The 3627-nt window shown below is 40.3% G+C and carries 2 protein-coding genes; both read left to right on the forward strand.

What is annotated here, in order from left to right:
• Positions 1–310: 310 nt before the first annotated feature.
• Positions 311–1699: a TldD/PmbA family protein gene (locus tag BALCAV_RS20585; RefSeq protein WP_003321204.1), complete on the forward strand. Its 1389-nt coding sequence runs from the start codon at positions 311–313 to the stop codon at positions 1697–1699.
• Positions 1699–3051, forward strand: a complete 1353-nt coding sequence (locus BALCAV_RS20590) for a TldD/PmbA family protein (RefSeq protein ID WP_003321203.1) — start codon at positions 1699–1701, stop codon at positions 3049–3051. The genes BALCAV_RS20585 and BALCAV_RS20590 overlap by 1 nt, the downstream gene beginning before the upstream one ends.
• Positions 3052–3627: the final 576 nt, after the last annotated feature.

Consider the following 3627-nt stretch of genomic DNA (forward strand, 5'->3'; position numbering starts at 1 on the left):
TGCCCTGTACTTTTTCTCGCTTCTGACCAAACGAACTTCGCTTTTTGGTTAATCTAGCTACGTCCGTTAGAAGCTCGAGAAAAATCGGCCCGCCTATAAAGTCAAAAAGCGACTTTTTAGTCTGTCCTGTATTTTTTCTCGCTTCTGACCAAACGAACTTCGCTTTTTGGTTAATCTAGCTGCTCCTGTTAGAAGCTCGAGAAAAATCGGTTCGTCTTTAGGAAGACAAAGTGCGTCTTCAAATGCCAACCCTAATTTTTTCTCGCTTCTGACCGAACAGGCTTCGCTTTATATTAAAGGAGGATCTTTTATGTTATCAAAAGCACTGGTGGAAGATTTAATAACAGCTGCCCTAAGTACTGGCGGTGATTTTGCCGAGATATTTGTGGAAGACCGATTTAATACCAATATCGCTCTAGTTGGCGGTAAAGTGGAAACGAGTATGGTTGGGAAAGACTATGGAATTGGCATTCGTATTTTAAAAGGGTTACAAAGTGTTTATGCTTATACAAATGAACATGAGCGCGACAAATTACTTGCTGTCACCAAAGAAGCAGCAGCCGCTATTACTGGAATACCTAACGAAATCACTCTTAATCTAACAAAACAATCGATTGAAAATCACCATCCTATCATTCATATTCCTCGAGAAATTCCAAAAGGCAACAAGATTGAGAAAATGAAAGAAATCTATCACGCAGCCAAAGGGTTTAATGAGCTCATTTCACAAGTATCGATTGGCTATCAGGATGAGGATCAACATGTTTTGATCGCAAACTCTGAAGGAACCTTTGTCGAAGACCGTCGGATTCGTACACGCTTTATGGCCCAAACGGTTGCCACACGTGGTACAGAAATGCAAACAGGTTTTTACGGACCTGGAGCACATAAAGGTTTTGAATTCCTAGATGAGATTAACCTGAAATATTACGGGGAAGAAGCCGCTCGAATTGCAGTGACGATGTTAAATGCTAAAGAATGCCCAAGTGGAAAGTTTCCAGTTATCATTGATAATGAATTTGGTGGGGTTATTTTCCATGAAGCATGTGGACACGGTCTTGAGGCGACCGCTGTTGCGAAAAACAACTCGGTTTTTGCCAATCGAATCGGTGAGAGAGTCGCTCCTGAAATCGTTACCTATATTGATGATGGAACTCTACCAAATGAATGGGGATCTGCCAACATTGATGATGAAGGAGAAAAATCTCGTAAAAACGTTCTCATTGAAAATGGGATTTTGAAAGGGTATTTAATTGATAAACTAGGGGCTCGTCGGATGAACATGGACTCCACTGGCTCTAGTAGACGAGAGTCTTACAAGTTTGCTCCTACTTCACGAATGACCAATACATTCATTACTCCTGGAAAATCGACTCATGATGAAATTATTGCCAACACTGAATTTGGAATTTATGCCAAGTATATGGGTGGTGGTTCCGTTAATCCAGCGACCGGTGACTACAATTTTGCCGTCAACGAAGGTTATATCGTCCGCAATGGGAAAATTGCCGAACCTGTTCGAGGAGCGACTTTAATTGGGAATGGACCGAAAACATTACAAAAAGTTGACATGGTAGGTGATAAATTAGCCCACGGTCAAGGAATGTGTGGGGCGTCAAGTGGTTCGATTCCCGCAAATGTCGGTCAACCGATGATTCGGGTTAGTGAAATCACAGTTGGCGGAAGGGGGAATGAATAATGGATATCGTTGCATTTAAGGAACAACTATTCAAAGCAGGAACCGCTAAAGGCTTTACGGATATGGAAATTTATTATCAATCCTCACAGCGATTTAATACGCAAGTTTTTAAAGGAGAAATTGATGCCTATCAAATTGCGGTAGAAGGTGGCCTCTCCTTTCGAGGGTTAATAAACGGCAAAATGGGCTATTCTTATACAGAAAAAATAGATAAAACTGAAATCGATTTCCTTATTACGGAAGCAGCAGACAACGCAGCCGTCATTGAAGATGAAGACCCTGAAGAATTGTTTCCTGGCTCAGAGTCTTATGAGGATGTCACCTTCTTTTCTGATGAGCTTGCAAAGATAGAAGCCGAAGAGAAAATAAACGTTTTAAAAGAAGCGGAAGCGGAGTGTTTCGCATTAAGCGATAAAGTTCACAGTGTCAACTATTGTATCCTTGAATCACGTGATGGGGAGACATTTATCGCTAACACAAAAGGACTTGAAAAGCAGGAAAAGCGTAATTTTGTTTACATCGTCTTATCTGCTGTCGTCAAATCAGGTGAAGAATTCAAAAGTGCAATGAAATATTGGGTAACAGATGATTTCGCTAGCTTTTCACCAAAAGAAATGGCAAAAGAAGTCGTTGATGAAGCCCTTAGCTTTATGAATGCCTCATCGATTAAAAGTAAAAACTATCCGATTATTTTAAGAAACTCGGCTGCTGCTTCTTTATTACAAGCATTCTCTTCTAGTTTTTCAGCTGAAAATGTTCAAAAAGGCAAATCGATGCTTGCTGGGAAATTAAATGAAGCGATTGGGGCGGCAAACATTACAATTATTGATGACCCTCATTATAAAGCAGGGACCGCCAGCCAAAGCTTTGATGGCGAAGGAGTGGCCACTCATCAATTAAAAGTCGTCGAGCAAGGGGTGTTAAAGACATACCTTCATAATTTAAAAAGCGCTCGTAAGGACGGGGTAAAATCAACTGGACATGCCTTTAAACCTTCTTATAAAGGAACGATTTCCATCTCCCCTTCTAACATGTATATTGAGCCAGGAGATAAGTCTTTAAATGAGCTAATCAAGGCAGAGGATGAAGCCCTATTAATTACGGACTTGCAAGGTCTTCATTCAGGAGCTGATCCAATCTCAGGTGACTTCTCATTAGCAGCAAACGGTTACTTAGTTAAAAATGGTGCCATTGCTCGTCCAGTCGATCAAATTACTGTTGCCGGTAACTTCTTTGACCTATTAAATCAAGTCGAAACGATTGGCGATGATGTTTCTTTTAGCATCATGGGCACTGGTTACCTCGGTTCACCAAGCCTGAAGATTACGAAACTCTCAGTTGGTGGAGAATAGAGTATTACTCTAATTTAATCAATTATTCACTAAAATATTCATCTCCTACCTATCGTTCGGGTACACCACCGTAACGATTGAGGAAAGAGTCTTCTGTCGGAAAGTAGATAAAAATTAGGTAAGGACTGTCACTTGGGCAGTCCTTTTCTGTTTACAAATAATCCTCTTACCCTCCATATTATTAACCTGTTGACATATAAGGTTAACAATACTACTATGATATTGTTAACTTTTATTTCATTAAGGTTAACAATATCATTCTACCTAAAACTCTCTGAATAGTTACCTGAACAAGAGAGACTTATATTCATAGTTTTTAGATTAACACCTCTTCTTCCCTATTTGGTTATGTCTGTTAACAAGTACAATTGCTCCCTCAATAGCTAGATGCCTACAAAAACGGAGGACAAGAAAAAAATGGAAAATAACTTATATAGCATTAGAATGGGAGCTGCAAAAGGCGGGTCTCTTGAACTACTCGCCACTTAGCTAACGCTTGAAGTGGGAGATTCTTGGGAACAGAGCGTACTTGCCAGCGCATTTCTTTGCCGACAGAGGTTTCTCTTATGGACCAAG

The sequence above is a fragment of the Alkalihalobacillus alcalophilus ATCC 27647 = CGMCC 1.3604 genome (genome assembly GCF_000292245.2).
Lineage (GTDB): Bacteria > Bacillota > Bacilli > Bacillales > Bacillaceae_D > Alkalihalobacillus > Alkalihalobacillus alcalophilus.

Coding starts and splice junctions, on each gene's coding strand:
- BALCAV_RS20590 (WP_003321203.1), top strand. CDS start 1,699: ATGGATATCGTTGCATTTAAGGAACAACTATTCAAAGCAGGAACCGCT.
- BALCAV_RS20585 (WP_003321204.1), top strand. CDS start 311: ATGTTATCAAAAGCACTGGTGGAAGATTTAATAACAGCTGCCCTAAGT.